We start from the raw sequence: 23,490 nt of genomic DNA, 5'->3' as shown, positions 1-23,490 counted from the left end.
AAATTTAATTACGGACTCATTAAAATATCGACAATATAAATTTAGAATAACTAAATACAAATATTTTATGTTACCGCATTAATAATTCACCATTGTTATAAATTAAAGCGAAAACCCTTTCACAATACAGGTTGCAACTGTTTGCATAAATCTTGATCTGACCCACAGCAAGGGGTACCGCACTTTGTGTTAAAAGTAAGCATCACGGGCCAAACCGCTAACATCCATTTTCTCTTCAGGACAATACATGCAGGCAGATCGGTCAACGCAGCGTGCTATCACGCGGCTATGTATTCAGTGCGGTCTTTTTCTGCTCCAGCACGGTGCGGAAAGCGCGCTGGTTGAGGAACTCTCAACACGGCTGGGGCTGGCGTTAGGTATGGATAGCGTTGAAAGCGCGATCTCTTCAAACGCCATTGTGCTGACTACGATCAAAGATGGTCAATGCCTGACCTCCACCCGCAAAAACCACGACCGCGGTATTAACATGCACGTCGTCACCGAAGTGCAGCATATCGTCATTCTTGCTGAGCATAAGCTGCTCGACCACAATGAGATTGAAAAAAAATTCAACCAAATAAAGCCATTGCGTTACCCACGCTGGCTCGTTGTGCTCATGGTTGGGCTGTCGTGCGCCTGTTTTTGTAAGCTCAATAAAGGCGGCTGGGACGGCGCAATCATTACATTTTTCGCCAGCAGCATCGCGATGTATGTCCGCCAGTTACTGACACACCGGCAAATGCACCCACAAATCAATTTCTGTATTACCGCTTTTGTCGCCACCACGGTGTCTGGTTTACTGCTGCGCCTGCCGCAGTTTGTTAACACCCCCACTGTTGCCATGGCCGCCAGTGTGCTTCTGCTGGTCCCGGGGTTCCCGTTGATTAACGCTGTCGCCGATATGTTTAAAGGGCACATCAATACCGGTCTGGCACGTTGGGCTATCGCCAGCCTGCTGACGCTGGCGACCTGTATTGGCGTCGTCATGGCCATGACTCTCTGGGGGTTACGCGGATGGGCGTGATAGATTTTCTGCTGGCACTGGTACAGGACATGCTTCTGGCCGCCATTCCTGCCGTTGGCTTTGCGATGGTCTTTAATGTTCCGCAACGTGCTCTCCCGTGGTGTGCCCTGCTGGGTGCGATTGGTCATGGGTCACGGATGGTCATGATGACGGCAGGTTTTAACATCGAATGGTCGACATTTATGGCGTCTATGCTGGTCGGTAGCATCGGCATTCAGTGGTCGCGCTGGTATCTGGCGCATCCCAAAGTGTTCACCGTTGCCGCCGTTATCCCGATGTTCCCGGGCATATCTGCCTACACGGCAATGATTTCCGCAGTAAAAATCAGCCATTTTGGCTACACCGAGCCACAGATGATCCTCCTTCTGAGCAACTTCCTTAAGGCCTCTTCCATTGTCGGAGCACTCTCTATCGGGCTGTCGATCCCGGGACTGTGGCTGTACCGCAAACGCCCACGCGTTTGATATTTGTGTTATTTCGCTGCCATGGGGATAATCGTCCAGGTCCGTTTGGTGAAAATAAGGAAAGATTGTGGCTAACCCAGGCAGCGAACACCCCGCACACAATGAAGAATCCAGCCTGAAAGAGAAAATTTTTCAGAGCGCGATCGCGCTTTTCGCCGAATATGGTTTGAACGGTGCCCGCATGGAGCAAATTGCGGAGAAAGCAGGCACGACCAAGCGCATGGTGGTTTACCATTTCAAGAACAAAGAAAATCTCTACCTTCTCGTCCTGGAGCATGTTTACACCCAAATCCGCGCCAGTGAGAAAGCGCTGAGCCTGGCGGGAATGCCACCGGTAGAAGCGCTGGTCAACCTGGTTGAAGCTACCTTTGACTATCATGCCGATCACCCGGATTACATCCGCATTATCTGCATGGAAAACATGCAGCGTGGTCGCTTTATGCAGCAGTCGAGCTATCTGCGCCAGGTCAACCGTAGCGCGCTCGATCTGCTGGAAGCGATCCTGGACCGGGGTAAAGAAAAGCAGCTATTCAACCAGACAGTTGACGCCCGCGATCTCCACCGTCTGATAAGCAGTTTCAGCTTTCACTACGTCGCCAACAGCTACACCTTCACATTGCTGTTTGAAGATGGGGCGGATGAACAGGCTCAGCGCCAGCACTACCGCAAAATGGCCGTTCAGGTGGCACTCCGCTATACCTGCCCATAAAATTGCTTGCAATTAAATCGCGCACTATCTATATTCATTCCATGAACACGAAAACGAACGACACCACCGCTGCGCTCCTGCTGGATAACCAGCTCTGCTTTGCTCTCTATTCGGCAAATCTGGCGCTTAACAAGCTGTACCGGCAACTGCTGGCGCCGCTGAACCTGACTTACCCGCAATACCTGGTGATGCTGGTGCTCTGGGAGCAGGACGACATGACGGTGTCGGACATTGGTGAGCGACTGTTCCTTGACTCTGCCACCCTGACACCGCTGTTAAAACGTCTGGAAAGCGCCGGGCTGATAAAACGCCAGCGCTCGCGTAAAGACGAACGTCAGGTGGCCGTCACGCTGAGCGACGAGGGACGTGCACTGCAGCAGCAGGCACTCAATATCCCCCATGCGGTGGGTTGCGCAGCGCAATGTGATACTGACACGATGCTGGCGCTGAAGCAGCAGCTTGAACTTTTGCGACACCAGTTACACCACGCGTAAGGCTATACTTTACGCGTCTTTATTTAAACACATATATCGCACGCTATTTAATAGCACACTTAAATGTAAAATGAGGAACCTGCCATGTCTTTAGAAAAAGTCGTTTATACCGCCAAAGCAAAAGCAACCGGAGGTCGTGACGGTCGTGCCACCTCTTCTGATGGTGTCCTGGACGTGAAACTGGGCGTGCCAAAAGAGATGGGTGGCATGGGGGGAGAAGTGACGAACCCTGAGCAGCTGTTTGCTGCCGGTTACTCTGCCTGCTTCCTGGGCGCGATGAAGTTTGTCGCCGCACGCGACAAATTTACCCTGCCAAAAGAGGCCTTTATTGAAGGCGAAGTGGGTATTGGCCCGCTGCCAACCGGCTTTGGTATCGAAGCAAAACTGAACATCCATGTTGAAGGCATGGATCCTGCGGAAGCCAAAAAGCTGGTCGATGCCGCCCACATCGTTTGCCCGTACTCTAACGCGACCCGCGGCAACATCGACGTGACCCTGAATATCATCGCATGATAAATGCCTGATGGCGCTGCGCTTATCAGGTCTACGGTTGTAGCCCTATAAGCGCATCGCCACCGGGGAAATCCCCTCCATCCCCTCATCCTCTCTGTGCTACCATAAGCTCATATCACGCCCGTAGTCATCAGTAGAGTAAGCGTTATGTCCTCCAGAATTCTGACCACCAGCATTGCTGGCATTGATGCCTTTATGCGCGACCCACGCGGTGTGTTGACCCACGCCGAAGGCGGCACGGTTGCGGTTTTTGCCGACAATGCGCCGGCATTTTACGCAATCACACCGGAACGTCTGGCACAGCTCCTGGAGATCGAAGCGCAATTATCACGCCCGGCGAGCGATATCATGCTGGATAACCAGTTTTTTGATGAGCCGGTTAACGCCCCGATGAGCGTTCCGATGGGAAAATTTGCCCTCTATGCGGGCTGGCAACCTGATGCCGATTTTCAGCGGCAGGCCGCGCTGTGGGGGATTGCGTTAACACAACCCGCCACCGCTGAAGAGCTGGCCGCGTTTACGGCCTGGTGGCAGGCAGAAGGTAAAGTCTTCACCCATATTCAGTGGCAGCAAAAGCTCGCGCGCCATCTTCAAATCACCCGCGCCAGCAATAATGGCCAGCCAAAACGCGATATCAACGCGTTTTCAGAACCGGATAAACAGATCCCTAACGGATTCCGAGGTGCGAAATGAAGAACGTCGGCGACCTGATGAAACGTCTGCAAAAAATGATGCCTGCCAACGTGAAGCCCGCTTTCACCACGGGTGAAGAACTGCTGGCGTGGCAAAAAGAGCAAGGAGAGATCCGCGCCGCCGCGCTCGCCCGTGAAAATCGGGCGATGAAAATGCAGCGCACCTTTAACCGTTCAGGTATTCGTCCCCTGCATCAGAACTGCTCATTTGATAATTATAAAGTTGAGACCAACGGGCAGATGAACGCGCTTGCCGCCGCCCGTCAGTATGTGGATGAATTCGATGGTAATATTGCCAGCTTCATCTTTAGCGGCAAACCTGGCACCGGAAAAAATCACCTCGCCGCCGCTATCTGCAACGAACTGCTCCTGCGCGGAAAATCGGTGCTCATCATCACCGTGGCCGATATCATGTCCGCGATGAAAGACACCTTCAGCAACCGCGAAACCAGCGAAGAACAACTCCTGAACGACCTGAGTAACGTCGATTTACTGGTCATCGACGAGATTGGCGTGCAGACGGAATCCCGTTATGAAAAGGTGATCATTAACCAGATTGTCGACCGCCGTTCCTCGTCCAAACGACCTACCGGTATGCTGACAAACCACAATATCGACGAGATGACCCGCTTACTGGGTGAGCGCGTTATGGATCGCATGAAGCTGGGTAACAGCCTGTATGTTATCTTCGACTGGGAAAGTTACCGTAGCCGCGTCACCGGAAAAGAGTATTAAGATAGTTCCAGGAATCTATGGTGAGAAGGCGGTATATACTGGAATCACTTCCGGCCCAAAACGGACCTTTTTGAGAAATTTACGATGAAAAAACAGATTATTATCAGCACGCTGTTAGGCACCCTGTTGGTTACCGGCGCAGTGCAAGCGGCGTCCTGGCAGGATTCTCTGTCAAGCGCAGCAAACGAACTGACCAAAGAGAGCAGCAGCACTCAGGGCGGGCTGTCCGCATCTTCTCTCACCAGCCTGCTGGGTAACAGCTCCCAGAGCCTGAGTGCGGGTACAATGAACAACGCGGCGGGCATTCTGGAATATTGCGCGAAGCAAAAGCTGGCCTCCGTGACCGACGCGCAAAATGTCAAAAACCAGGTGCTGGGCAAGCTGGGTCTGGATACCCAGGAGCAGAAAGCGGATACCAACTACATGGACGGTATTCAGGGTCTGCTTAACGCGAAAAACGGCCAGCAGCTTAACCTGAGCACCATCGGCAACTCTTCTCTGGCCAAACAGGTGAAAACCAAAGCCTGCGATCTGGTGCTGAAACAAGGCGTTAATTTCATCTCCTGATCCATCCCATTTTCTGCCACAACACGCCGCGTTTAATGCGATAGTCTTGCAACGCGGCGCTAAATGAGCGTTTTCCCTGCCTGCCACCGTCTCAGCGTCCGTTTGTCAGGATGCGAGCACCTTCAAAAAAACGGTTTTCTAAACCAAATCCTAATAACAGCACACTTTCATGACACTAGAATTGCAGCTAAACGACATCGCAATTACATTGTAGTACCTAAAAATAAACAGTTAGCCAGCGAAGCATCTGGCGTCATGAGGATATGCTGTTGTCTGAATTCATGTCTCTTATCCTTTTTCTGGCTTCTGTCGGCGTTTACGCCTGGAAAGCTGGCCGTCACACCTGGTGGTTTATCGCCACGCTGGTGGTGCTCGGCATTTTTATTATTTTAAACATTACCTTATACGCCAGCGATTACTTTACCGGTGACGGGATTAACGATGCGGTGCTCTACACCCTGACGAACAGCCTGACGGGCGCGGGCGTAGGTAAGTATATTCTTCCTGGGCTGGGCTTGGTTGTGGCGCTGGTGGTCGTTTTTGGCGCACTGGCCTGGGTACTGCGGCGACGTCGCCATCATCCGCACCATCATGGTTACAGCCTGCTGGCGCTTTTCCTGGCACTGGCCTCAGTCGACGCCAGTCCCGCATTCCATCAGATCGCCGAGCTGGTAAAGTCCCAGTCGCGCGACGGCGATCCAGATTTCGTGGCCTACTACAAAGAGCCGTCGAAAACGATCGCCAACCCGAAACTCAACCTGGTCTATATCTACGGCGAAAGTCTGGAGCGCACGTACTTTGATAACGACGCGTTCCCGAACCTGACACCAGAGCTGGGCGCGTTGAAAAACGAAGGTCTCGATTTCAGCCACACCATGCAGCTGCCCGGCACGGATTACACTATCGCCGGAATGGTTGCCTCGCAGTGTGGCATCCCGCTGTTTGCACCTTTTGAAGGGAACGCCTCAGCCTCGATGTCGACATTCTTCCCGCAGAATGTTTGCCTGGGCGATATCCTGAAAAACTCTGGCTATGAAAACTATTTTGTCCAGGGGGCGAACCTGCGCTTTGCCGGAAAAGATGTGTTCCTGAAGTCCCACGGTTTTGACCACCTGTATGGCTCAGAGGAGTTAAAAACGACAGTTGCCGATCCGAACTACCGCAACGACTGGGGCTTCTACGACGATACGGTGCTGGACGAAACCTGGAAGAAATTCGAAGAACTTTCCCGCTCGGGTAAACGCTTCTCCCTCTTTGCTCTGACCGTGGATACGCACCACCCAGACGGGTTCGTCTCACGTACCTGTAAACGCAGAAGCTATGATGTCGGCGGCAAAAACAACAAATCTTTCAGCGCCGTCACCTGTAGCCAGGAGCATATCGCCGCACTGGTCGAGAAAATCAAAGCTTCACCGTATTTTAAAAATACCGTCATCGTCGTTTCGTCTGACCATCTGGCGATGAAAAACAGCGCATGGGATCAACTCAACAAGCAGGATCGCAGCAATCTGTTCTTCGTGCTTCGCGGCGACCAGCCGCAACAGGAAGTGATTGCCACCAAACGTAACTCAATGGATAACGGCGCGACCGTGCTGGACATTCTGGGCGGAGACAACTTTATTGGTCTGGGCCGCAGCACGTTGTCGGGGCAATCTCTCTCTGAAGTCTTCCTCAACATGAAGGAAAAAATCCTCGCGTGGAAGCCAGACATCATCCGCCTGTGGAACTTCCCGAAAGAGATGAAAGATTTCACCATCGATCAAAATAAAAACACGATTGCCTTCTCGGGCAGCAGCTTCCGCCTGCCGCTGCTGGTGCGCGTGTCGGACAATCGCGTCGAACCTCTGCCGGAAAGTGAGTATTCCGCCCCACTGCGTTTCCAGCTGGCTGACTTTGCCCCTCGCGATAACTTCGTCTGGGTCGACAAATGTTACAAAATGGGCCAACTCTGGTCACAGCCGTTGGCGCTTTCTACCGACTGGTGTGTTTCTCAGGGCCAGCTTGGCGGGGAGCAAACCGTGCAGCATGTGGATAAAGCCCAGTGGAAAGGCAAAACCGCGTTTAAAGACACGGTGATTGATACCGCACGCTATCAGCACAACGTCGACATGCTGAAAATCGTCGATAACGATATTCGCTACAAGGCGGACAGCTTTATCTTTAACGTGGCCGGCGCGCCGGAAGAGGTGAAACAGTTTAGCGGCATCTCACGTCCGGAGTCCTGGGGACGCTGGTCAAATGCGCAGTTGGGCAACGAGGTGAAAATTGAGTACACCCATCCCCTGCCAGAACAATTTGACCTGGTGATCACGGCCAGGGCGTATGGCTCCAATGCAAATAAGCCCGTGCCCGTGCGCGTGGGCGATCAAGAGCAGACGCTAACGCTTGGAAACGAAGTGACCACTCACACGCTTCATTTTGAGAATCCATCCCGCAGCAATACCCTGGTGATTGTGCCGCCAGACCCGCAGTCCACGAATGACGGGAATATCCTCGGCCATTCACCGCGTCAGCTGGGGGTAGGCATGGTCGAAATTAAAATTGTGAGTAATGCAGGCTAATGACCGTCCCCCTTAACATAACCGTTCGGCCAACTCGCTGTGACGACGTTTACGCCCTGCCCGCCATTGAACGCGCGGCGGGGGAACGTTTTCGACGCTATCCGGAGCTCGCCTGGCTTGCCGAGGGTGAGGTTATTTCCGCTGAGCAGCATCTTGAGTATGCCGAACGCGGGCAAAGTTGGCTGGCGCTGGCGAATGACCGCCCCGTGGGGTTTATCCTCACCGAAGCACACTCTTCATCGCTGTTTATCGTGGAGCTTTCGGTTGATCTGGACTGGCAGGGAAAAGGGATTGGCCGACAGCTCATCGCCTGTGTGGCTGACCATGCCCGTAAGCTAGGGCTGACGTCGCTGACGTTAACGACGTTCCGGGACGTCCCGTGGAATGCGCCGTTCTATGCGCGGTTGGGATTTGAACAAATTGCTGAGCTAACGCCAGAACTGCGTCAGAAAAGAGATGATGAAGCGGCGCATGGCTTAGCGTATGAATCCCGCTGTGCCATGCGCCTGTCACTTAATTAGAACGTTTCCCAGTTATCGCCTGAATCGGCAGTCGCGGTTTTACGCGCCATTACCGGCGTGGAAACCGCTTTAGCCGCAGCGAACTCGCGCGCTTTCATCTGCTCCTGCTGAATGCGGAACACCGCCACAGCCTGAGTCAGACGGCTCGCCTGCTCTTCCAGCGCGGCCGCGGCCGCAGCAGACTCTTCCACCAGCGAGGCGTTCTGCTGGGTCACACGATCCATCTCTGCGACTGCCAGACCCACCTGGTCAATACCGCGGCTCTGCTCGTCTGACGCAGAGGCGATTTCACCCATAATGTCGGTAACGCGAGTGACTGCATTAACGATCTCGCCCATGGTTTCACCTGCGCTTTCTACCAGGGTAGAGCCCACTTCCACACGGCCAACAGAGTCTTCAATCAGGCTCTTAATTTCACGTGCCGCCTGGGCGCTGCGCTGCGCCAGGTTACGAACTTCACCTGCCACCACCGCAAAGCCACGGCCCTGCTCGCCCGCACGCGCCGCTTCTACCGCCGCGTTCAGTGCCAGAATGTTGGTCTGGAAAGCAATGCCGTCAATTACGCTGATAATGTCGGCAATTTTCTGCGAACTTCCAGCGATGTCACGCATGGTTTGCACCACGTTATCCACCACTTTACCGCCTTTCTGCGCCGTTTCAGACGCACTCAGCGCCAGATGGCTTGCCTGACGGGCGTTTTCGGCGTTTTGCTTAACGGTCGCCGTCAGCTGTTCCATACTGGCAGCAGTCTCTTCCAGAGAAGCCGCCTGCTGCTCAGTACGGGAGGAGAGATCGTTGTTGCCCATCGCGATTTCGCTCGCACCGCTGTAAATGGCGTTCGCGCCATTACGCACGTCGCCAACGGTACGCACCAGCTCACCCTGCATATGACGCAGTGAATCGGCCAGTTCGCCCATCTCGTTGGAGCCTTCCACATCAATGCGCTTCACCAGGTCGCCGCTGGCGATATGGCGAATGCTGTCGATGAGACGGTTCAACGGAGAGATCAGCGCCTGTTTGATACCCAGCCAGACGGCGACAATCACCACCAGAACGGCAACCAATACGCTAATCAACACCCAGATAGCCTGAGAGTAAGAGCTGTTGCTGTCCTCAACGGCGGTCTTGTACAGCTTGTCGTTCTGCTGCAGGTAGTTTACGTACTGCTTCTCAAAACCGTCCTGATAGCTCTGAGTCGGCTGGTCGAAGAAGGCGTTGATTTTACCTGCGCCCAGCAGCTGAATCAGCTCCGCCAGCGCACCGTGATAGATATCGTAGTTACGTTTGATTTCCATCGCGTCTGCATCACTTTGACGCGAGTCGCGCGGCAGGGCTTCGTACGCAGCCCAGTTTTTTTCCGCCTGTTTCAGAGACGCAGACGCAATTTGCATCAAATCGTTAACGGTCGCGCCGCTGCCGATATTGCTCTGATCCATCATATAGCGGATGCCCGCACGGTTCAGGGTATTACGGGTTTGCAGCAACGCCACCCAGCTGGCGTTCAGCGTGGATTGTTGCTGGCGAATGGTTTGCAGGACAGTGAAGTTCTCTTTGTCATTCTTCAGAGCGTTAAAGAAAAGACCACCGGATGTGAGTTGTAAAAGGCCAAATATCGCTAAAACCAGCATTAGGCTGGTGACAATCTTGATACGGTTTAACATGTTTTCTCTTTCCTTCAGACAGATAACAGAATTTTCGGCCTGGAAAGGGAAAACTTTACGAAAAACGTACTGAGAAGAGGGACTATTTCCCTCCTCTTGTGTTGACGATCACGATGATGATTTCAGCAGCTCAGATATGTCATTGAAAAGTGTGAGGGTTATCTCCAGGCCATTACGGTTTGCGCGCTCACGAGATTGATAGCGGCGCTCTCCCGGCAATCGCGCCCCCTGCTGCGTCATCCCGCTGAAGAGTGTCTCGGCACGAGCCAGATGGGCTGCGGCGTCATTCCCCAAAAAACGCGTAGGGTCGAGTGCCAGAATCAGTTCACCGCCGTAAGGCAGGCCGCCTGCGCCCTCATCCCACGCCAGCGATTCCGCGCTGGTCATATCACCGATCAGCGGACCGGCAAGCAGTTCCACCATCGCCGCCAGCGCCGAGCCTTTATGTCCGCCGAAGGTCAACATCGCGCCGTCAAGAATAGCCTGTGCATTGGTCGTCGAATTGCCCTGAGCATCAATCCCCCACCCTTCCGGCACCGCCTTACCCGCACGCTGATGCAGCTGGATTTCACCCCGCGCCGCCGCACTGGTGGCCATATCAAAAATAAACGGCGGCTTATCGCCGCGCGGCCAGCCAAAAGCAATCGGGTTCGTGCCAAACAGCGGCTGCGTGCCGCCCGCAGGGGCGACCCACGCATGGCTCGGCGTGGTCGCCAGCGCCACCAGGCCGGCCTCCGTCAGCGGTTCGACGTCCGCAAACAGGGCAGAAAAGTGCACGCAGCGGTTAATCGCCAGCGCGGCGATACCACCGTGTCGCGCCTTTTCTATCAGCAGCGGCAGCGCACGTTCGAACGCCAGCAGGGAAAATGCCCCACCAGCGTCCGCTTTCACGATGGCGGGTGCGGTATCGGCGATCGCCGGTTCTGCGTCTGGTGACACCTTCCCTTTACGCAGCGTTTCGACAATACCCAGCAACCGCCACAAACCGTGCGAGGCGCAGCCATCGCGCTCGCCGTGGGTGACGTTTTTCGCCACCGCGGCGGCGTGCGCCTCGCTGAATCCGTTCCCGCGCAGCACGTTAAATGCCAGCACATAAGCCTCTGTTAATGAGAGGTTTACCATCTCCATGACTGACTCCTCTACTCTTCTTCGTCTCCGGTAAAGTTAGCCTGCGGCAGACAGGTTCGCTCGCCCCAGTAGTAAATACCCAGCGACATCACCGCCACCACCACCGTATCCCACGGATGACCAATCACCCCTGTGCCGCCAAAACTGCCCAGCCACGAGAACAGCATAATCAGCGCGTAGAAAGCGATGAGCCACAGGGACGATTTCACCTGCTGTGCCAGACTCACGGTGTGGACAGGCACTTTTGCTTTGCACAGCACGTAGACCACGAACATCACAATCTGCAACCCCAGCAGCCATGACAGCGTCCCCCAGCCAGACCAGAAGACAATCAGGGCTGAAATCACAAACGACACCGGGCCGATAATCCCGAAGGCACGCACGCGGAACGGGCGCGGCAGATCGGGCGCATTACGGCGCAGCCCCGCCGCCGTGACCGGGGCAATGGCATAGCTCAACACCAGCGCCGCCGACACCACGCTAATCAACTGCTCCCAGGACGGGAACGGTAGCGTCCAGAAGATAGACATGGCGAAGGTCAGCCACAGCGCCGGGCGCGGAATGCCGGACTCTTTATCAATGTGGGTAAACGCCTTAAAGAACGTCCCCGCTTTCGCCCAGCCGTAAATCACGCGCGGCGTCGCGTTCATATAGATATTGCCGGTGCCGCTCGGGGAGACAATCGCATCGCACACCACCATAAATGCCAGCCAGCCCATACCGAGCGTAATGGCGATATCGCGATAAGGCAGCGAGAACTGTTTGCTGATCTCCGCCCAGCCGCTGCCGAGCATTTCGGTTGGAATACTGCCAAGAAATGCCAGTTGCAACAGCACGTAGATAATGGTCGACAGCACCACAGATAAAATCAGCGCAACCGGGATGGTCCGCTGCGGATTTTGTACTTCGCTCGCCACAGAGATAATCGGTGTCAGCCCCAGGTAGGCAAAAATAATCCCCCCGGCGCTGATCGCCGCCTCAACGCCTGACATGCCAAACGGCGCAATCCCCTGAACGTGCAGGTTTTCAGGTTTGAAAAAGGTAAACAGGGTGACGACAACCGCCAGCGGCACCAGAAACTTCAGAATACTGATGATGTTGTTGGAGCGTGCGAACGTTTTTACGCTGTAGTAGTTCAGGCCAAAGAAGAAACAGAGCAGTAAAAACTGCACCACCCAGCCCAGCAGGGTCGGATCGCTTGAGCCTGGCTGCGTTAGCATCGGGAACCAGGCGGCCGCGTACTGGCGTGCAGCAACAATCTCAATGGAGATCAGGCTTGAGAACGCAATCAGCGTAATAAAGCCCAGCAGATACCCCATCAGCTCGCCGTGGGAAAACACCGGATAACGGATGATCCCCCCGGCGCGCGGCAGTGCCGCCCCCAGTTCACAATAGACAATCCCCAGCAGCAGCACGGCAATCCCGCCGATAACCCACGAGGCAATGCCCGCAGGCCCGGCAATCGAGGCCACATGGCTTGCGGCAAACAGCCAGCCGGAGCCGAAGATAGCCCCAAGACCAATAAACGTCAGGTCGGTTAACGTGAGCTGCTTTTTAAATTTCCCCGACTCAACAACGCGGGACGATGTTTGATGCGTAGAGTGAATCGTCATGGTCATGCCCTTCAGTCAACAGAGGGGGAAATGGCTTCCCGGGTCCACTGCCCGTTAATCAGGCGCAGCAGGTTCAGAGGGTTAGCATCCTGGACAGCAGGCGGCAGCAGTGCAGCGGGCACATTCTGCAGGCACACCGGACGCATAAAACGTTCGATGGAGCGGGTTCCGACGGAGGTCCCGCGTGAATCGGTGGTGGCAGGCCACGGGCCGCCGTGCACCATCGCATCGCACACTTCCACGCCGGTCGGATATCCGTTAAACAGCACGCGCCCGGCCTTTTCGCTCAGGGCTGGCAGCAGGCGTTGTGCCAGCGGGCCGTCATCGGATTCGGCGTGCACCGTTGCCGTCAACTGCCCCTGGATGGCACGCAGAACAGCCTGCATTTCAGCCTCGTCAGCCACCTCAACCAGCACCGCCAGCGGGCCAAACACCTCATGCTGCAACAGAGGCTCCTGCGCCAGCAGCAGCGAAACCGGGGCCTGATACAGGCGAGCCTGCGCGCGTCCGCTAACAGAATCATCAGAGCCTGCCAGCCGCTGAATCGCGGGATGCGCCTCAAACGCACTGACGCCTTCTTCGTAGTGGGCAAGGGTCGGGGCATTGAGCATGGTCTGTGCCGGAGCCTGATCCACCGCCTCCTTCAGCGCCTGCGTGAAGCGGGTCATGCCTTCGCCACGCAAGGCCAGGATCAGCCCGGGCTTGGTACAAAACTGCCCGCTGCCGAGGGTAAAAGAGGCCACCAGTTCCTTCGCCAGCCCCTCTGCCCGGGTGGCTAACGCCTGTGGCAGGATAATCAGCGGGTTAATGGCCGACATCTCCGCAAAGACCGGGATCGGCTGCGGACGCTGCTGCGCAAGCAGCCAGAGCGCCTTACCGCCGCGCAAAGAACCGGTAAACCCGACCGCCTGGATCGCCGGGTGACGCACCAGCTCTGCGCCAATGTCGGTGCCGAAAATCATGTTAAAAACGCCCGCAGGAAGGGCGACTTTCTCCACCGCACGCACAATGGCCTGAGCGGTGAGTTCTGCCGTTGCCATATGCCCCGGATGGGCCTTCACCACCACCGGGCAGCCCGCCGCCAGCGCAGAGGCGGTATCGCCCCCTGCGGTGGAGAAAGCCAGCGGAAAATTGCTGGCACCGAATACTGCCACCGGGCCCAGCGCCGTCAGATACTGGCGCAGGTCCGGGCGCGGCAACGGCTGGCGCGCAGGGAGTGCGGTATCAATGCGCACGCCGAAGGCATCACCCCGACGCAGCACGCCAGCGAACATGCGCAGCTGATTGCTGGTCCGGGTGCGCTCTCCCTGCAAGCGCGGCAGCGGCAGCGCCGTCTCCTGGTGGGCTATAGCGAAAAAGTCCTCGCCGAGTAAATCCAGCTCGTCGGCGAGAGTTTCGAGAAAGCGGGCTCGCACCTCGGGTGACGTCTGTGAGTAGATCGGGAATGCCTGTTCAGCCGCCAGCGCCGCGGCGGCGGCCTCCTCGCGGGAGGCCGGGTAAAAGCGGTATCCGGTGGGTTCACCGTCAGCGGCACGCAGGCCCGGCAGCGTCGCCTCACCGCTTGCCACGCGGCGGCCGGCGATAAACTGCTGGCCTGAAACAGAGAGAGATAAAGTCATCGTCACTCCTGTGCTTAAAGGCCGACGTCAGGCAGCTGTGGGCGAGTCGCCAGCGCCTTCTCGACAATCGCTACCACCTGCGCACGGGTTTCCCCTTCCAGCGCCAGGCGCGGCGGACGGGTAATCGCGCTGCCGCGGCCCAGCAGCTCTTCGCAAAGCTTGATGCACTGCACCAGATCCGGACGCGCATCCAGATGCAGCAGCGGCATAAACCAGCGGTAAAGCGCCATCGCTTCTTCATAGCGCTGCTGTTTTGCCAGGCGGAACAGCGTCTCCCCTTCACGTGGGAACGCGTTCGACATCCCCGAGATCCAGCCTTCCGCCCCCACGGCGATGCTCTCGACCACCACGTCATCCAGCCCGGCAAACAGCACAAAGCGGTCGCCAACGGAATTACGCAGGTCGATAAAGCGGCGGGTATCGCCGGAAGAGTCTTTAAAGCAGACGATGTTGTCGCAGTCAGCGAGCGTCGCCAGGATATCCGGCGTCACGTCGTTTTTGTAGATTGGCGGGTTGTTATACACCATGATTGGCAGGTCAGTGGCGGTTGCCACGCTGCGGAAGTGGGCCGCTGTTTCATGCGGTTTTGAAGAGTACACCAGCGCAGGCATCACCATAATACCGTCAACGCCCACACGCTCGGCCTCTTTCGCCATCTTCTGCGCAAAGGCGGTGGTAAATTCTGCGACACCGGCGATAACCGGGATCTGTCCACCCGCCGCGTCTTTCGCCACTTCGATAATTTGCAGCTTTTCCTGCGTGGTCAGAGAAGTGTTCTCGCCCACGCTGCCGCACACCACCAGGCCGGAAACACCATCCTTGACCAGGTTTTTCATCACCGTATGGGTGGCATCCAGGTCGAGAGAGTAATCGCTGCGAAACTGGGTGCTGACTGCCGGGAATACACCGCTCCAGTGAATGGCTTTCTTGCTCATGTTCGGTTCCTTGTCGTCAATTTGTTAAGTCAAAGTGAATGAATGGTGAATATTCACTGACAGATTGACGTTTCAGGCGTCCGACGGCTTGGTGGTTTTCCTCCTCTTTGATGACGAAATTAGCACAGTGCGTTTGTCTTACCCAGCCAGCGTGACGCGAAAATCACGCGGCGTAGAGCCGGTCATGGCCTTGAACTGGCGGCTAAAGGCGCTGTGATCGGTATAGCCACATTGCAGGGCAATATCGGTAATCGGCGTATCGCCCGCCAGCAGCTCGGTCGCTTTTTCCAGACGGACTTTGTGAATCATCTGACGCGGGGTGAGGTGAAAAATGCGCTTACAGTAGCGTTCAATTTGCGCCACCGACATACCGCTCAACGCGGTCAGTTCCTCCATGGCGATCGGCCGGTGGTAATGCTTGCGGATATGATCGTCGACGATCGCCAGCCGTTGCCACGCCGGGTGTCGCGCCTGCGCTTCCTGTAGGTCATGCGAAATGCCCGCCATGCCGATCACCTGGCCCTGCGCATCCCGCAGCGCCAGTTTCTGGGTCAGACACCAGCCGCGCTCACGGCCGTTATAGAGATGCATCTCCAGCTGATCGCGCAGCGTCACCCCTTCGCGCAGCACCCGCATATCCTGCTCGGTATAACCCTGCCCCAGTGCGGAAGGGAAAACATCGGCAGAGGTTTTCCCCAGCAGCGAAGCCACCGTCTTAAATCCGCAGCGACGCGCCAGGGTCATATTGACCATCAGATAGCGCGCCTGCACGTCTTTGACAAAAAACACCACATTAGGAATGGCATTGAGCAGCGGCGCAATCAACGCCATCGCATGAAGCAAGGTCTGGATATTGTCCGGACGCTGGCGCGCCAGCCCTTCACAAATCTGGCTCAGTTCAGTCACTTCCAGTGCTGGCGAGGGCGCCAGCGCATTATCAATCACACAGGACATAACGCTTCCTCCCGATCGGTGAGCTGGATCTTTATTAACTTTTCGTTAACTCATCAAGCGCCCTTACCGCGTTTTGCGATCCTGCCACAGGTTTATGATTTACCCTTTTCATCCACTGGCGCAGTCACCTTTTTTGGTTTACCACACCAACAACAGAATGATTAATAAGAAATAAATATGAATTTAACTTAAGAATAAAACCGGTTACTGTGCTGATTTCGTCATTTCTGGTGACGAAAGCGATCAAGCAGGAATCCCGGCCTTACGCCAGCATTTAGCAACAAGGTGTTAACTTTCCGGAGATCCCATGACAGCGCAGCACAGCGAACTGAGAGTAATTGACTCCCACACCGGCGGCGAACCGACCCGCCTGGTCATCGACGGTTTTCCGGATCTGGGCGCTGGAAACATGGCCGAGCGCCGGGACCGCTTCGCCCGCGACTACGACGACTGGCGCAAAGCCATCATTCTTGAGCCGCGCGGTAACGATGTCCTGGTCGGGGCTCTGCTCTGTGAACCGGTGTCGCCGAAGGCCACGGCGGGGGTCATCTTCTTCAACAACAGCGGTTTTCTGAACATGTGCGGTCACGGGACGATCGGGCTTGTCGCCTCGCTGGCCTGGCTTGGCCGCATTCAGCCCGGCAAACATCTGATTGAAACCCCGGTGGGTGATGTGACCGCCACGCTGCACGACGATGGCAGCGTTTCGGTAGAAAACGTCCCGGCATATCGCTGGCGCAAACAGGTGCAGGTTGAAACCGCTCACGGCACGGTCACGGGCGATATCGCCTGGGGCGGAAACTGGTTCTTCCTCGTCAACGATCATCCTTTTGCAGTGACGCCGGACAAGATCCCCCAGTTAACGGAGTATGCCTGGGCGATCCGGGAAGGATTAGAACGTGCCGGTATTCGTGGTGAACATGACGGTATCATCGACCATATTGAACTCTTCGCGGAGGAGGACCGCGCGGACAGCCGCAGCTTTGTGCTCTGTCCGGGAAAAGCCTGGGATCGCTCCCCCTGCGGCACCGGCACCAGCGCCAAGCTGGCCTGTCTGGCAGAAGACGGCAAACTCAGGCCGGGAGAAACCTGGCGGCAGGCGAGCATCATCGGCAGCGAATTTACCGCCCATTTCGTGCCGCATGGCAACAAGATCATCCCGACGATCCGTGGTGAGGCATGGGTCTGCGGCGATAACCGGTTGATCCTCAATCCTGACGATCCGTTCCGCTGGGGGATTACGTTGTGACCGACACCGACGTCATTGTCATTGGTGCCGGGATCGTCGGTGCCGCCTGTGCCTGGCAACTGGCAAAGCGCGGGCAGCGGGTCACGCTGATCGACGACGGTAACGCGGGCGCAACGGCGGCAGGGATGGGACATCTGGTGTGCATGGATGACGACCCCGCAGAGCTTACCCTTTCAGCCTGGTCTCTGGCACGCTGGCGGGAACTGACGCCCCGGATGCCGGAAAGCTGCGCCTGGCGCGGATGCGGCACGCTGTGGCTGGCGGAAACGCCGCAGGAGCTTGAACTGGCAGAAGAAAAACAACGGCGGATGGCGCAACACCAGGTCGCCAGCGACATGCAGACCCGCGACCAGCTTGCCGCACGTGAACCCCTGCTCACCTCCCGGCTCAGCGGCGGGCTGTGGGTGCCCGGAGACGGGATTGTCTACGCGCCGAACGTCGCCCGCTGGTTAATTGATGATGCCGATGTCACGCATCTTCGTGACCGCGCCCTCGCAGTCGATGCCCCCTACGTCACCCTGCACAGCGGCAAACGCCTGCGCGCGCGCGCCATCGTCATCGCCTGCGGTCTGGGGGCCAACGCGCTGCTTGGTGAAAACTGGCTACGGGCGAAAAAAGGCCAACTGGCGATCACCGATCGCTACGCTCCGTTGCTCAGCCACCAGCTGGTAGAGCTGGGATACGGTGCCAGCGCCCATGCGGGCGGCACCTCGGTGGCGTTTAACGTCCAGCCGCGTCCCACCGGGCAACTGCTGATTGGCTCTTCCCGCCAGTTCGACAATACCGACCGCGAGCTGGATTTACCGCTTCTGGCCACCATGCTGACACGCGCGCGCCATTTTCTCCCCTCTCTGGATAGCCTCAATATCATTCGCTGCTGGAGCGGCTTTCGCGCCGCGTCGGCAGACGGCAACCCGCTCATCGGCCCGCATCCTGCGCGGCCGGGTATCTGGCTGGCACTGGGGCACGAAGGGCTGGGCGTCACCACCGCCCCCGCAACCGCCGAACTGCTCTGCGCGCAGATCCTCGGCGAGCGTCCACCCGTTTCACCGGATGCCTGGCTCCCGGCACGGCTGCAAAAACAGGAGGCCATTGCATGACGACCCTGAACCTGATTATTGAAGGTAAACCCTGCGACGTTCCTGCTGGCATCAGCATCGCAGCGGCGCTGGCGCTCACGGGTAGCGGCGTGACGCGACGTTCGGTCAGCGGTGAGCTGCGCGCCCCCTTCTGCGGCATGGGCGTTTGCCAGGAGTGTCGCGTCACGGTGAATGGACGACGGGTGCTGGCCTGCCAGACGGAATGCCAGCCCGACATGGTGATTGAAAGGAGCCAACATGCGAACGTTTGAGTGCGAGATCCTTGTCCTCGGTGCCGGGCCAGCCGGGCTGTCGGCGGCACTGGCCGCTGCACGCTGTGGAAAGTCGGTGATGGTGCTTGACGACAACCCGCGCCCTGGGGGGCAAATCTGGCGTGATGGACCACAGGTTTCGCTGCCTCCGCGCGCCTTACGCCTGCGGCAGGCAGTGGCGGAACAGCCGGGCATTACGCTACTGAACGGCGCCCGGTTGATTGCCCGCCCTGAATCGCATTGCGTTGTTTTTGAAACCGCAGACAGTTGCGGCGAGATCCGCTGGCAGCGGTTAATTTTATGCTGCGGCGCACGGGAACTCTCCCTGCCGTTTCCCGGCTGGACGCTTCCCGGCGTAACGGGAGCCGGTGGGCTACAGGCGCAGATTAAACATGGCCTGCCGCTCAACGGCGAGCGGGTCGTCATTGCTGGCAGCGGGCCACTGCTGCTGGCGGTCGCCGGTACGGTGAAACGCGCAGGCGGAAATATCGTCGCCATCATCGAACAGGCGCCGGTGAGCGCGCTGGCCCGGTTCGCGGCGGGGCTCTGGCGCTGGCCAGAAAAACTGCTCCAGCTCGGCGACCTTTTTCCGGCCCACTATCACCCGGCAAGCCAGGTCATCCACGCCAGGGGGGAGAGACACCTTCAGTCTGTCACCGTGCGTCACGGGGGAAAAACCAGTGAGATAGCGTGCGACAGGCTGGCTATCGGCTATGGGCTGGTGCCCAATATTGAACCAGGCCTGCTCTTCGGCTGCACAACCGAAAATCAGGCTATCCGGGTCGATGCTTCTCAACGCACCAGCGTGCAGGATATCTATGCTGCGGGGGAGTGCACCGGTTTTGGCGGCAGCGAACTGGCGCTGGCAGAAGGGGAAATTGCGGGTTATATCGCGGCGGATAACCCCGGGAAAGCAGAAAAGGCCATCGCAACCCGCGCGCGCTGGCAGCGTTTTGCCCGGGCGCTTCATACCACCTTCGCCTTACCGGAATCATTAAAAGACGTCATCACTGCCGACACCCTGCTCTGCCGCTGCGAAGATGTGCGCTGCGGCGATGTGCAAAATGCCGAAAGCTGGCAGGCGGCGAAGCTCGCCTCGCGCTGCGGAATGGGCGCGTGTCAGGGGAAAACCTGCGCCACCAGCGCCCGCTGGCTGTACGGCTGGCCGCTGCCGCAACCGCGCGAGCCGCTTTCTCCCGCGCGTATCGACACGCTGATCCACCTGGCAAAGCCGGAGGGCTGAGTTACTCCTCTTCCCCGCGTTCGGCAATATGGCGATTGCCGAGCGCGATGAACTCTTCCAGTAGCGCCGTTAGCTGTTTCATTTTCTCCGGCGTGTATTCCGCTTCAATCTGCTGATAGGCCTCTTCCACCTGCGCCTGGGCGTGCTCGTACAGCGCGTTGCCCTCTTTAGTCAGCGACACGTACAGCTTGCGCTGGTCGTTCACCGGCTTTAAGCGCAGCACCAGCCCGTCGCGCTCCATCCGCGTCAGAATACCCGTCAGGCTCGGGCGCAAAATACAGGTCCGAAACGCGAGGTCGTGAAAATCCATCGACGGATGTTCAGCCAACACGCGCACAATCCGCCACTGCTGTTCGGTCAGGTTATGCCGCTTCACAATCGGGCGGAAGTAAGACATCGCCGCTTCCCGCGCCTGCAACAGCGCGATGGTTAATGAATCATGCATAGCCTCTCCCCACCAGTCATTAACAAGTAAACAATTACACAAAAGATGTTTTTATAAACAACTCGTTTTACGTCAAAAAGTCTAACAGAAACAACACAATTTTATTAACTACATGATAAATAAATATTTAATTATCTATATGTAAATTTATTGTTATTCATATCACAAATTTTTCACTTCTGATTGCGAAACGAACAGCAAAAGCATAAAACCAGATCATTAACATATTAACGAAATCACAACCCGGACTTTCAGGGTGAGGAGTAGTCAATGAAAGGTACTGTTTTTGCCGTCGCATTGAACCATCAAAGCCAGCGTGATGCCTGGCGCGACGCGTTTGAAAAAGCCCCTTACACCACGCCGCCAAAAACGGCGGTGTGGTTTATCAAACCGCATAACACCGTGATCCGCGCAGGCGAGCCCATTCCGTTCCCACAAGGGGAAACGGTGTTAAGCGGTGCGACGGTAGCACTGGTCGTGGGCAAAACCGCCAGTAAGGTGCGCGTGGAAGACGCGGCGGCATACATCGCGGGATATGCGTTAGCAAATGAAGTGAGCCTGCCGGAAGAGAGTTTTTATCGCCCGGCGATCAAAGCCAAATGCCGTGACGGTTTTTGTCCGCTGAGTGAGCTTGTCGCCGTTGATAACGTCGATAACCTGACCATCATCACCGAGATCAACGGCCGCGAAGCTGACCACTGGAACACGGCCGATTTGCAGCGCAACGCCGCCGAACTGCTCAGCGCCCTGAGCGAATTCGTCACCCTCAATCCCGGTGATGCCATTCTGCTCGGTACTCCGCATTCCCGCGTCTCCCTGCAGCCCGGCGATCGCGTGCGCATTCTGGCGAAAGGTTTTCCCCCGCTGGAAAACCCGGTGGTGGATGAACGCGACGTAGCCATCGCACACGGCCCGCACCCGCATGCCACGCTGTTTGCCCTGGGGCTGAACTACGCCGATCACGCCAGCGAACTGGACTTCAAACCGCCCACCGAGCCGCTGGTGTTTATCAAAGCGCCGAACACCTTTAACGGTGATAACCAGACGTCGGTACGCCCGGACAACGTTGAGTACATGCACTATGAGGCGGAGCTGGTGGTGGTCATCGGCAAAACCGCCCGCAAGGTGAGTGAAGCCGACGCGATGGACTATGTGGCGGGCTATACGGTGTGCAACGACTACGCCATCCGCGACTATCTCGAAAATTACTATCGCCCGAATCTGCGCGTCAAAAGCCGCGACGGGCTGACCCCTATTTCCCCCAACATCGTGCCGAAAGCGGCCATTCCCGACCCGCACAACCTGGCCCTTCGCACCTTTGTTAACGGCGAATTACGCCAGGAAGGCACCACGGCAGACCTGATCTTCAGCATCCCGTTCCTGATTGCGTACCTGAGCGAATTTATGACCCTGCAGCCGGGCGACATGATTGCCACCGGCACGCCGAAAGGGCTTTCCGACGTGGTGCCGGGTGACGAAGTGGTGGTGGAAGTAGAAGGCGTAGGCCGCCTGGTGAACCGAATTGTCAGTGAGGAGACGACAAAATGAAAAAGATAAACCATTGGATCAACGGCAAAAACGTAGCGGGAAGTGACTACTTCCACACCACTAACCCGGCCTCCGGCGAGGTGCTGGCAGAAGTCGCCTCCGGCGGCGAAGCCGAAATACACCAGGCCGTTGCGGCGGCAAAAGAGGCATTCCCGAAATGGGCTAACCTGCCGATGAAAGAGCGCGCGCGCCTGATGCGTCGTCTGGGCGATCTGATCGACCAGAACGTCCCTGAGATCGCCGCCATGGAGACCGCCGACACCGGCCTGCCGATCCACCAGACCAAAAACGTGCTGATCCCGCGCGCCTCGCACAACTTCGAGTTTTTCGCCGAAGTGTGCCAGCAGATGAACGGCAAAACCTACCCGGTCGACGACAAGATGCTGAATTACACCCTGATGCAGCCGGTGGGCGTTTGTGCGCTGGTGTCGCCGTGGAACGTGCCGTTTATGACCGCCACCTGGAAGGTTGCGCCGTGTCTGGCGCTGGGCAATACCGCAGTGCTGAAGATGTCTGAGCTCTCCCCGCTGACGGCCGACCGTCTGGGCGAGCTGGCGCTGGAAGCCGGCATTCCGGCGGGCGTGCTGAACGTGGTGCAGGGCTACGGTGCGACGGCGGGCGATGCGCTGGTGCGTCATCACGACGTGCGCGCCGTGTCATTCACCGGCGGTACGGCTACCGGGCGCAATATCATGAAAAACGCCGGACTGAAGAAATACTCCATGGAGCTGGGCGGTAAATCCCCGGTGCTGATTTTTGAAGATGCCGATATCGAGCGCGCCCTGGATGCCGCCCTGTTCACCATTTTCTCTATCAACGGCGAGCGCTGCACCGCGGGCTCGCGCATCTTCATTCAGCAGAGCATCTACCCGGAATTCGTCAAACGCTTCGCGGAACGCGCCAACCGCCTGCGCGTGGGCGACCCGACCGATCCGAACACCCAGATTGGCGCGCTCATCAGCCAACAACACTGGGAAAAAGTCTCCGGCTACATTCGCCTCGGCATTGAAGAAGGGGCAACCCTGCTGGCGGGCGGCCCGGATAAACCGACCGATCTGCCTGCACACCTGAGAGGCGGCAACTTCCTGCGCCCAACCGTGCTGGCGGATGTCGATAACCGCATGCGCGTGGCGCAGGAGGAGATCTTCGGGCCGGTGGCGTGCCTGCTGCCGTTTAAGGACGAAGCGGAAGGTCTGCGCCTGGCCAACGACGTGGAGTACGGCCTGGCGTCGTACATCTGGACCCAGGACGTGAGCAAAGTGCTGCGCCTGGCGCGCAATATCGAAGCGGGCATGGTGTTTGTAAACACCCAGAACGTGCGCGATCTGCGTCAGCCGTTTGGCGGCGTGAAGGCCTCCGGCACCGGCCGCGAGGGCGGCGAGTACAGCTTCGAAGTGTTTGCGGAGATGAAGAACGTCTGCATCTCTATGGGCGACCATCCGATTCCAAAATGGGGAGTCTGAT

At 57.1% G+C, this 23,490-nt stretch carries 23 protein-coding genes; 16 read left to right on the top strand and 7 right to left on the bottom strand.

Features of this window, described 5'->3' with window-relative positions; all coding sequences use genetic code 11:
- Positions 1-247: 247 nt before the first annotated feature.
- From AAHF05_RS02965 to AAHF05_RS02920, 10 genes are all read left to right on the top strand, one after another.
- Complete coding sequence (locus AAHF05_RS02965) at positions 248-1,024, top strand: threonine/serine exporter ThrE family protein (protein ID WP_028016580.1); 777 nt, start codon at positions 248-250, stop codon at positions 1,022-1,024.
- The gene (locus tag AAHF05_RS02960; RefSeq protein ID WP_049007396.1) at positions 1,015-1,488 is read left to right on the top strand and encodes a threonine/serine exporter; all 474 of its coding nucleotides are present in this window, start codon (positions 1,015-1,017) and stop codon (positions 1,486-1,488) included. The genes AAHF05_RS02965 and AAHF05_RS02960 overlap by 10 nt, the downstream gene beginning before the upstream one ends.
- A 67-nt stretch (positions 1,489-1,555) precedes the next feature.
- Positions 1,556-2,197 (top strand): TetR family transcriptional regulator, encoded by a 642-nt coding sequence (locus AAHF05_RS02955; RefSeq protein WP_028016578.1) that lies wholly within the window; start codon positions 1,556-1,558, stop codon positions 2,195-2,197.
- Positions 2,198-2,238: 41 nt separating this feature from the next.
- The gene (locus AAHF05_RS02950; RefSeq protein WP_108089611.1) at positions 2,239-2,691 is read left to right on the top strand and encodes a MarR family winged helix-turn-helix transcriptional regulator; all 453 of its coding nucleotides are present in this window, start codon (positions 2,239-2,241) and stop codon (positions 2,689-2,691) included.
- Between the two features lie 84 nt (positions 2,692-2,775).
- The gene (locus AAHF05_RS02945; RefSeq protein WP_013095463.1) at positions 2,776-3,204 is read left to right on the top strand and encodes an organic hydroperoxide resistance protein; all 429 of its coding nucleotides are present in this window, start codon (positions 2,776-2,778) and stop codon (positions 3,202-3,204) included.
- A 147-nt stretch (positions 3,205-3,351) separates the two neighbouring features.
- Entirely contained in the window at positions 3,352-3,897 is a 546-nt protein-coding gene (gene dnaT / locus AAHF05_RS02940) for a primosomal protein DnaT (protein WP_128348654.1), read from the top strand.
- Entirely contained in the window at positions 3,894-4,631 is a 738-nt protein-coding gene (gene dnaC / locus AAHF05_RS02935) for a DNA replication protein DnaC (protein WP_023334409.1), read from the top strand. Before dnaT ends, dnaC begins: the two co-directional genes overlap by 4 nt.
- Before the next feature lie 84 nt (positions 4,632-4,715).
- A complete protein-coding gene (locus AAHF05_RS02930; protein WP_049007398.1) occupies positions 4,716-5,198 on the top strand; it encodes a DUF2501 domain-containing protein in 483 nt (160 codons plus the stop codon).
- Between the two features lie 269 nt (positions 5,199-5,467).
- Positions 5,468-7,759, top strand: coding sequence for a phosphatidylglycerol--membrane-oligosaccharide glycerophosphotransferase (gene opgB, locus AAHF05_RS02925; protein WP_129324057.1), 2,292 nt, complete (start codon positions 5,468-5,470; stop codon positions 7,757-7,759).
- Positions 7,759-8,280, top strand: coding sequence for a GNAT family N-acetyltransferase (locus AAHF05_RS02920; RefSeq protein WP_129324058.1), 522 nt, complete (start codon positions 7,759-7,761; stop codon positions 8,278-8,280). The genes opgB and AAHF05_RS02920 overlap by 1 nt, the downstream gene beginning before the upstream one ends.
- Here AAHF05_RS02920 and tsr read toward each other — a convergent pair.
- The 6 genes from tsr to AAHF05_RS02890 all read right to left on the bottom strand — a co-directional run bounded on the left by tsr (position 8,277) and on the right by AAHF05_RS02890 (position 16,190).
- A complete protein-coding gene (gene tsr, locus AAHF05_RS02915; RefSeq protein ID WP_129324059.1) occupies positions 8,277-9,941 on the bottom strand; it encodes a methyl-accepting chemotaxis protein in 1,665 nt (554 codons plus the stop codon). The two genes, AAHF05_RS02920 and tsr, sit on opposite strands and share 4 nt — an antisense overlap.
- 108 nt (positions 9,942-10,049) lie before the next feature.
- Positions 10,050-11,069 (bottom strand): Ldh family oxidoreductase, encoded by a 1,020-nt coding sequence (locus AAHF05_RS02910; protein ID WP_129324060.1) that lies wholly within the window; start codon positions 11,067-11,069, stop codon positions 10,050-10,052.
- Between the two features lie 11 nt (positions 11,070-11,080).
- The gene (locus AAHF05_RS02905; RefSeq protein WP_049007401.1) at positions 11,081-12,682 is read right to left on the bottom strand and encodes an APC family permease; all 1,602 of its coding nucleotides are present in this window, start codon (positions 12,680-12,682) and stop codon (positions 11,081-11,083) included.
- 11 nt (positions 12,683-12,693) lie between these two features.
- Positions 12,694-14,301, bottom strand: a complete 1,608-nt coding sequence (locus tag AAHF05_RS02900; protein WP_129324061.1) for an aldehyde dehydrogenase (NADP(+)) — start codon at positions 14,299-14,301, stop codon at positions 12,694-12,696.
- Positions 14,302-14,315: 14 nt separating this feature from the next.
- Complete coding sequence (locus tag AAHF05_RS02895) at positions 14,316-15,236, bottom strand: dihydrodipicolinate synthase family protein (protein WP_049007403.1); 921 nt, start codon at positions 15,234-15,236, stop codon at positions 14,316-14,318.
- A 138-nt stretch (positions 15,237-15,374) separates the two neighbouring features.
- Positions 15,375-16,190: an AraC family transcriptional regulator gene (locus AAHF05_RS02890; protein ID WP_128348645.1), complete on the bottom strand. Its 816-nt coding sequence runs from the start codon at positions 16,188-16,190 to the stop codon at positions 15,375-15,377.
- 307 nt (positions 16,191-16,497) lie between these two features.
- Here AAHF05_RS02890 and AAHF05_RS02885 point away from each other — a divergent pair, with 307 nt between their 5' ends.
- From AAHF05_RS02885 to AAHF05_RS02870, 4 genes are read left to right on the top strand one after another with little or no spacing between them, the layout of a single operon-like run.
- Positions 16,498-17,439, top strand: coding sequence for a 4-hydroxyproline epimerase (locus AAHF05_RS02885; RefSeq protein WP_129324062.1), 942 nt, complete (start codon positions 16,498-16,500; stop codon positions 17,437-17,439).
- Entirely contained in the window at positions 17,436-18,539 is a 1,104-nt protein-coding gene (locus AAHF05_RS02880) for an FAD-binding oxidoreductase (protein ID WP_129324063.1), read from the top strand. The genes AAHF05_RS02885 and AAHF05_RS02880 overlap by 4 nt, the downstream gene beginning before the upstream one ends.
- Positions 18,536-18,790, top strand: coding sequence for a (2Fe-2S)-binding protein (locus AAHF05_RS02875; protein ID WP_108089519.1), 255 nt, complete (start codon positions 18,536-18,538; stop codon positions 18,788-18,790). Before AAHF05_RS02880 ends, AAHF05_RS02875 begins: the two co-directional genes overlap by 4 nt.
- Positions 18,777-20,033: an FAD/NAD(P)-binding oxidoreductase gene (locus tag AAHF05_RS02870; protein WP_129324064.1), complete on the top strand. Its 1,257-nt coding sequence runs from the start codon at positions 18,777-18,779 to the stop codon at positions 20,031-20,033. The genes AAHF05_RS02875 and AAHF05_RS02870 overlap by 14 nt, the downstream gene beginning before the upstream one ends.
- 1 nt (position 20,034) lies before the next feature.
- Here AAHF05_RS02870 and hpaR read toward each other — a convergent pair whose 3' ends face one another.
- Entirely contained in the window at positions 20,035-20,478 is a 444-nt protein-coding gene (gene hpaR, locus AAHF05_RS02865; protein WP_028016562.1) for a homoprotocatechuate degradation operon regulator HpaR, read from the bottom strand.
- 270 nt (positions 20,479-20,748) lie between these two features.
- Between hpaR and hpaG the strand changes: the two genes are divergently transcribed.
- Together hpaG and hpaE are read left to right on the top strand one after the other, a co-directional pair.
- Complete coding sequence (hpaG, locus tag AAHF05_RS02860) at positions 20,749-22,026, top strand: 4-hydroxyphenylacetate degradation bifunctional isomerase/decarboxylase (RefSeq protein ID WP_129324065.1); 1,278 nt, start codon at positions 20,749-20,751, stop codon at positions 22,024-22,026.
- Entirely contained in the window at positions 22,023-23,489 is a 1,467-nt protein-coding gene (gene hpaE, locus AAHF05_RS02855) for a 5-carboxymethyl-2-hydroxymuconate semialdehyde dehydrogenase (protein WP_129324066.1), read from the top strand. The genes hpaG and hpaE overlap by 4 nt, the downstream gene beginning before the upstream one ends.
- The last annotated feature ends 1 nt before the right edge of the window (position 23,490 follow it).

Origin of the sequence: Enterobacter adelaidei (genome assembly GCF_041937165.1) — a bacterium.
In the GTDB taxonomy this organism is placed as follows: Bacteria; Pseudomonadota; Gammaproteobacteria; order Enterobacterales; family Enterobacteriaceae; genus Enterobacter; species Enterobacter adelaidei.
The sequence above is the reverse complement of the archived record's forward strand: the minus strand, read 5'-3'. Positions and strand labels throughout refer to the sequence as shown.